The sequence below is a fragment of the Candidatus Magnetominusculus dajiuhuensis genome, from assembly GCF_046044395.1.
GTDB classification, from domain to species: Bacteria; Nitrospirota; Thermodesulfovibrionia; order Thermodesulfovibrionales; family Magnetobacteriaceae; genus Magnetominusculus; species Magnetominusculus dajiuhuensis.
In genome coordinates this window covers 1-6850 of the sequence record NZ_JBJUSG010000162.1, presented here as the reverse complement: position 1 = coordinate 6850, position 6850 = coordinate 1, and the positions used below count along the sequence as shown (strand labels likewise).

8 protein-coding genes are annotated in these 6850 nt (G+C 49.9%); 2 read left to right on the top strand and 6 right to left on the bottom strand.

Annotated features, from left to right (window positions below):
• Window positions 1-92 precede the first annotated feature (92 nt).
• Both AB7D94_RS15755 and AB7D94_RS15750 read left to right on the top strand, forming a co-directional pair.
• Window positions 93-365, top strand: a complete 273-nt coding sequence (locus tag AB7D94_RS15755) for a type II toxin-antitoxin system HicB family antitoxin (protein WP_420266951.1) — start codon at window positions 93-95, stop codon at window positions 363-365.
• Between the two features lie 3 nt (window positions 366-368).
• Window positions 369-626, top strand: a complete 258-nt coding sequence (locus tag AB7D94_RS15750; protein WP_420266950.1) for a type II toxin-antitoxin system HicA family toxin — start codon at window positions 369-371, stop codon at window positions 624-626.
• A gap of 69 nt (window positions 627-695) precedes the next feature.
• On the opposite strand, the gene AB7D94_RS15745 is transcribed toward AB7D94_RS15750, so the two are convergent.
• The 6 genes from AB7D94_RS15745 to ilvB are packed head-to-tail and all read right to left on the bottom strand — an operon-like array spanning window position 696 to window position 6677.
• Window positions 696-1829, bottom strand: coding sequence for a glycosyltransferase (locus AB7D94_RS15745; protein WP_420266949.1), 1134 nt, complete (start codon window positions 1827-1829; stop codon window positions 696-698).
• On the bottom strand, window positions 1826-2704 hold the full coding sequence (locus AB7D94_RS15740; protein ID WP_420266948.1) for an NAD-dependent epimerase/dehydratase family protein: 879 nt from the start codon (window positions 2702-2704) through the stop codon (window positions 1826-1828). Before AB7D94_RS15740 ends, AB7D94_RS15745 begins: the two co-directional genes overlap by 4 nt.
• A complete protein-coding gene (locus AB7D94_RS15735; RefSeq protein ID WP_420266947.1) occupies window positions 2692-3414 on the bottom strand; it encodes a sugar phosphate nucleotidyltransferase in 723 nt (240 codons plus the stop codon). The genes AB7D94_RS15740 and AB7D94_RS15735 overlap by 13 nt, the downstream gene beginning before the upstream one ends.
• A complete protein-coding gene (locus AB7D94_RS15730; protein ID WP_420266946.1) occupies window positions 3407-4396 on the bottom strand; it encodes an NAD-dependent 4,6-dehydratase LegB in 990 nt (329 codons plus the stop codon). Before AB7D94_RS15730 ends, AB7D94_RS15735 begins: the two co-directional genes overlap by 8 nt.
• Before the next feature lie 42 nt (window positions 4397-4438).
• On the bottom strand, window positions 4439-4924 hold the full coding sequence (gene ilvN / locus AB7D94_RS15725; protein WP_420266945.1) for an acetolactate synthase small subunit: 486 nt from the start codon (window positions 4922-4924) through the stop codon (window positions 4439-4441).
• 10 nt (window positions 4925-4934) lie between these two features.
• Entirely contained in the window at window positions 4935-6677 is a 1743-nt protein-coding gene (gene ilvB / locus AB7D94_RS15720) for a biosynthetic-type acetolactate synthase large subunit (RefSeq protein ID WP_420266944.1), read from the bottom strand.
• Between the last annotated feature and the right edge of the window lie 173 nt (window positions 6678-6850).

Below are 6850 nucleotides of genomic sequence, written 5' to 3'. Positions count from 1 at the left end.
GCTTTCAAAAACCCTTTTATCAATAGGTGCAAATTTCTATATCGGAGCTTGGGCACTTCCCAATTATTGACAGTGTGTGGTATGATAACATTATGACCAATCATGCGATAAAACTAAATAAAGACAAAACTTATGTCTTTACCGTTGTGGTTGAGCCGGACGAAAACGAATGGTTTGCCTATTGTCCTATTCTAAGAGCCGAGGGAGCCTCAACCTGCGGAAGCACTCAGGGAGACGCTCTGAGAAATATTCAGGAAGTCGTAGAAATGATAGTAGAAGAACTAATTGAGGATGGTAAGCAAATACCTGAAGAAGATGTTAAAATATACTCTAATGTGGAAGTTAAAGTAGCTGTCTCAGGCTAATTCATGCCTCTTGACTACAAACGACTTCGCAGCCTTAACGCTCAACATATTGTAAGTGCGCTTTTGAAGGATGGCTTTTATTTGCGTCATCAAAAAGGAAGCCATAAACGCTATTTTCATCCAGATGGGAGAAAAGTAACTATTCCTTATCATACCCCAGGGAGAACTTTTAACATAAAAACATTAAAAGCTATCATTGAAGAGCAAGCATGTTGGACAGAAGAAGATTTAGTAAAACTAAAAATTCTAACATATTCATAACATACGTTAAAGTTGAGCTACAAAAAATTAAGTTGCCAGACTTATAGTAAAACTTTCAAGCGTACGGGGCTAAACTCCGACCAGTTTTATAAGGGCGGCCTCTGTCTTTGCCGACATTTGTCTGGCACTAAAAAAGTCTTCGATTCTGGTGCGCGCCATGGTGCGGCACTCAGACATTTTAGCCTCCGGCCAATTCAGCATCGTATTCCATGCCTCTGCCATAGCGGCCGGGTCTTTTTTTGCCACAGCAACTCCCGTGCCGCCTACAATCAACCCTGAATCCCCAACATCCGTAACAACACACGGCACACCACAGGCCATCGCCTCGCAGATAACGTTTGACAGCCCTTCACTTATTGACGACGACGCCACTATGTCCATCGCATTATATGCCCCGATTATGTCATCCACCCAGCCGGCCCAGATGACCTTACCATCAAGTGCGCCCTCACTGGCCTCGTTTTTCAGGCCCTGGGCGAATTCCTTTTCGCCCGACCCCACACATACAAATCGCACATCAGGGCGTTGCGCGCTCAGGATTGCCGCCGCCTGCAAAAACGTCCGGTGGTCTTTTATCGGGTCAAGCCTGCCGAATATTCCGATTAGTTTCGTCCCCTGGGGGATATTCCACTGCCGCCTCTGCGCCTGCTTAGCGCCTTCTATCGGCCTGAATCGTTCGGTGTCAATGCCGTTATGGATGACTATCATGCGCGCCGCGTGGTAGCCGCTGGAGGTGTGATGCCTCCTGCCAGCCTCCGAGTTGGCTATTATCAAATCCGGTACGCGCGAAAGTGCCGCCCCCACCTTAAACATAAACCCCGATACCCAATGATACAACGAAAAATCCATGTCCGACGACAACAGCCCCCATACCACCTTTGCCCCAACCGCCCTTCCAACCAGAGCGGCTATCTCATTTGCAACCCCCATGTACCCGTGAACTATATCTGGTCTTATTCTGAGTGCCTCTTTCAATATACGAAAAATTGGCACAGGGTCCCATCTGCCCCTTTGGCCAAAGGACATGACACGAACACCGTTGACGCCTTCAAGCTCTGATTGAAACGCCCCGCCGCCGTAAAACGCCCCCACAGTTACTGCAAACCTGTCCTTGTCGAGCGCCTTTACCAGCTCTATCAACTGCCTCTCCGCCCCGCCTGTGTCAAGGGTTTGGATGAGAAAAAATACCTTTATTTTCATCATAGCGGTGCCGCCTTTGAAACAGTTTCCCTCAGGCCCTCGTCTATGCCGCATTTCACCGTCCAGCCAAAGGCCCTGCTTATCTTATCAGTGTCTGCCGTGCAGTCGGGGATCTCGTTTTTTCTCGCCTGTCCTTCTGATATTATTTTTTTGTCAGTGCGGCAGATACTTTGGAGTCTATCTATTAACTCACGCACAGAGTAACTTGTCCCTGAGCCTATGTTAAATATTTCGGGAGATGTGCATTTATAATTGAAAACGGCGTACAGGTATGCCTCTGTCACGTCGTCTATGTAGACATAGTCGCGCCTTGGCAACAGGTCTTTCACCACGATGGTGTCCGAGGTGGACAAGCACTGTCTTATTAATGAGGGTATCAGAAAGTCCCTGCCCTGTCCCGGGCCGTAGATATTAAATGGCCTGAAGATAACAGGAACTATGCCGTAGTCCTCGTAGTATCCTCTGCAGAGCGCCTCTCCGATTAGTTTACTCCTGCCGTAGGGGTTTTGAATGCCGGTAGCGTGCCTCTCGTCAATCGGCAGCCGCTCTGGCCTTCCATAGACATAGGAACTTGCGTAGACGATTTTCTTTATCGAATTCAGGCGGCAATATTCGAGGACATTTAGTGTACCGCCTATGTTTTCCCGATACACGCGGGCGGGGTTTTCAAACGCGTCGGGGACGAATGTCCTAGCCGCAAGGTGTACCACGGTGTCAACTCTTTTCAGCGCGTTAAATGACTTAAAATCTGTGGCGTCTCGGCCGTCTGTTATATCAAACTCTTCGACATCAGCGCCGTTTTCCCTCAGTTTTTTCACGAGGGCACGTCCCACAAACCCGCCGCTTCCCGTTACCAGTACGCTTGTTACGCCTTCCATTGGTTTATCAGCTCTACGGCCTTTTCGTAGTCCGAGATGCGTCCAATATCAAGCCAGCGCTCACCAATGTCATAGACGTAGATACGGCCGCCGTCTTTTCTTACCGCGTCTATCAGCTCAGGCATGTCAAGCGGGTCGTCCTCCGGTATGTGCTTAAACACGGATTGGCTCAATACATATATACCGGCGTTTATAAAGAAATCATACGAGGGTTTTTCTGTTATCGTCTCTAACAGCCCATCGCCGTCTTTACTGACAACGGCATAGGGAATAGTGAATTGATAGCCTTTTATGCCGATAGTGACGTCCGCGTTTGTCTCCATATGGCGCAGGTACATCTTATCAAGGGGGACATTCATTATCAAATCCCCGTTTACGACACAAAACGGCTCAGTAAGCTGCCCCCTGATGATGCCAATTGAGCCTGCCGTGCCAAGTTTTCTGGGTTCTTTATAAAGGCGCACCGTCATGCCGTCCGCCTTGCGGCTCTCAAGCCATCCCTCAAACTCCCGTGCCTTGTAGTTCACGGAGATGTAGACATCGCCGAAGCCGGAGGCCCTGAGGCAATCAACAATATGGTCAAGCACCGTTGTCTCCCCAACGGGCAGCAGGGGCTTGGGCAGGATAAACGTGTACGGCCTGAGGCGCACACCTGCACCACCGGCCATTATCACGGCCTTTTTGCGCGGGGAGGAACACTTGTCAGACATTATAAATGTCGGCCTTATATGTGTTGATGTTTTTTCTTATCCACTGAATCGTCTCACTGAGGCCAGAGTCAAGTGAATAGGAGGGCTGCCAACCTGTTGCGGCAAGCCTCGTGGTGTCCGCCCATAGCCTTTCCACTTCGCTGTTTGACGGCCTTGCCCTTTTTTCGTCGAACTCTATGGTTAGGTTGGCGCCCATCAATTCCATTATCTTTGAGGCGAGACCGCCTATGCTGATCTCAAAATTCGAGCCGATGTTTGTCACTGTGCCGATTGACGCCTCCGTCTCCGCAAGGGCAATCATGGCCGATACGGTGTCCTTTACAAACGTAAAATCCCTTGTGGGGTGCTGAGAGCCTAATTTTATCTTCTTCGCCCCGGCCTCAATCTGCGTAATTATTGTCGGGATTATGGCGCGTGCCGACTGCCTCGGCCCGTATGTGTTAAATGGCCGCACGATGGTGACTGGAAGCCCAAATGCCCTGAAGAAACTCTCCGCTATGGCGTCAGCGCCGATTTTTGTCGCTGAGTAGGGGGATTGTCCCTGAAGCGGATGCCCCTCGTCTATCGGGACGTATCTGGCCGTGCCATATACCTCACTCGTGGATGTGTGAATAATACGCTGTGTATTAAAATCCTTCGCTGCCTGAACGATGTTCAATGTCCCCTCTATGTTGGTCTTTACGTATGAGCCGGGGGCGATATAGGAATACGGTATGGCAATCAGCGCGGCAAGGTGAAAGACTATGTCCATGCCTTCAAGGGCGTCTCTGACGTTATAGGCGTCTCTGATGTCGCCGCAGTAAATGTCTATCTTTGTTTTTAGTTCCTCGTCAAATGTGTCTATCCATCCCCATGAGTTGAAGGAATTATAATAGACAAACGCGCGAACCGATGCCCCCAGACCAACGAGGGTCTCTACCAGATGGCTCCCAATGAAGCCGCAGGCACCGGTTACTATGACTTTTTTGCCTTTCCAATTCATATATTAGTTCCATGTCTGTCTTTCGAGCCTATCAACTGCCGTTTATGCCCTGGATTTTTCCCGCGCTATGGCAATCTTCCCTGAGCGGACGAACTCCTTCACACCCATCGGTTTGACAAGCTCAAGGAATGCCTCTATTTTTTTCTCATCCCCCGTTATCTCTATCGTATAGGTCTTGGGGCTTGAGTCCACTACCCTGCCTCTGAATATCTCGGCAAGCCGCAGCACTTCGGCCTTTTGCTCCTGCGGCGGCGCTATTTTAATCAGTACCATCTCTCTTTCAACGTGGTCAACATCAAATAGGTCCTGTACCTTTATCACGTCTATCAGCTTATTCAACTGTTTGTTGATTTGCTCGACAATCTGATTTTCTCCCCTTGTGACGATAGTCATTACGGAGATCTTAGGGTCGAGGGTCTCCCCAACGGAGATGCTCTCAATATTATAGCCGCGTCCGCTGAAAAGCCCGGCAACCCTTGAAAGTACGCCGAACTTGTTTTCTACCTGCACAGATATCGTATGTCTCATAACAGCTCCTCTATTTAACGGCCTTAAGTTTCTTATGCCTGGCTTCCTTTTTCGGTTCTTCCTCGTCGAACATCATCTGGTCAATCGCCGCACCCGCGGGAACCATCGGAAATACCTTCTCCTTCCAATCAATCACGAAGTCCATGAATACTGGTTTTTTAGTCTTCAGCGCCTCCCTGATTACCGGCTCCACCTCTGATGGCTTCTCGGCGCGCAGCCCCACCGCCGAGTATGCCTCGGCGACCTTGACAAAATCCGGCACCGTGTTCAGATGGCTATGTGAGTATCTCTCTTTGAAGAACAGCTCCTGCCACTGCCTGACCATGCCGAGGTAGCGGTTGTTGAGGATTGCCACCTTTACGGGGAGTTCATAGACTACCGCCGTGGCCAGCTCCTGTATGTTCATCTGAATGCTGCCGTCACCGGCTATGTCAATAACGGTCTTATCCGGAAATGCAACCTGGGCGCCTATTGCCGCAGGGAATCCATAACCCATTGTGCCCAGCCCCCCGGATGACAGAAACGTACGCGGCTTGTCGAATTTAAAAAACTGTGCCGCCCACATCTGATTCTGTCCCACCTCTGTGGTGATTATGGCGTCTCCGCCGGTGGCCTCGTAGAGTTTTTCTATTACGAACTGGGGTTTTATAATCGTATCTGAGTACCTGTAACACATAGGTTTCAGTTCTTTCCAATCGTCGAGCTGCTTAAGCCATGCCTTTCTTATCTCGCCCCACTGCGTCTTTTGCCCGGCTTTAACGATTTGATTCAGTGTCGTAAGGACATTTTTCGAATCCCCTACGATAGGAATATCCACATGCACATTTTTTCTGATTGACGTGGGGTCAATGTCTATATGCACGATAGTGGCGTTGGGGGCAAAGGCCGAAATCTTGCCTGTGACCCTGTCATCAAACCTCATGCCTACCGCCACTATAAGGTCAGACTCCTGAATTGCCATATTAGCGTAATATGTGCCGTGCATACCGGGCATCCCCAAAGACAGCGGATGTACCGACGGGAAACTGCCTATCCCCATGAGGGTGGTAGTGACAGGTATCTGTGTTAACTCGGCCAGCTCTCTGAGGTCTTCCGAGGCGTTGGAGAGGATTACGCCGCCCCCTGCGATAATCACCGGCTTTTTCGATTTGGCAATCTCCTCAGCGGCCTTTTCAATCATCTTCCTGTTACCCTCTACGGTCGGGTTATAGCTGCGAATCTGGACTTTCTCCGGCCAGTTAAAATTCCCCATTCCGGCTGAAATATCACGTGGCAGGTCAATAAGCACCGGGCCGGGCCTGCCGGTAGAAGCGATATGAAACGCCTCCCTGATAGTGTCGGCAAGGTCGTCTATGTTTTTTACCAGATAGTTGTACTTTGTACACGGGCGTGTGATTCCTACGATGTCCGCCTCCTGAAAGGCGTCATTGCCGATAAGCATAGTGGGAACCTGACCAGTTAAAACCACGATGGGGATGGAGTCCATTGCGGCCGTGGCGATGCCCGTTACGGTGTTTGTAGCGCCCGGGCCGGACGTAACCAGCGCCACGCCGACTTTGCCGGTTGAGCGGGCGTAACCGTCCGCCATGTGTGTGGCGCCCTGTTCGTGCCGTGTAAGAAGTAGCTTAATACCTTTTGCGTCATAGAGGTAATCGAAGAGGTTTAAGACAACACCGCCGGGATACCCGAATATGTGCGTAACCCCCTCTTTCTTCAACGACTCTACGACAATCTCAGCGCCGCTAACTTTCATAGTTCATGCTCCTTGAAGCGTGGCAGCCATATCATTCCGCTGGCCGCGCGCAATATATTTTTTTCACAGGCGTCAGTGTAACACATTTATTTCCATATAGTAAACACTCCCGTGGACAGGGTGTCGTACCAAAGTAGAAATGTCCTATTCTTACCAAAATAGAAATGTCCTAT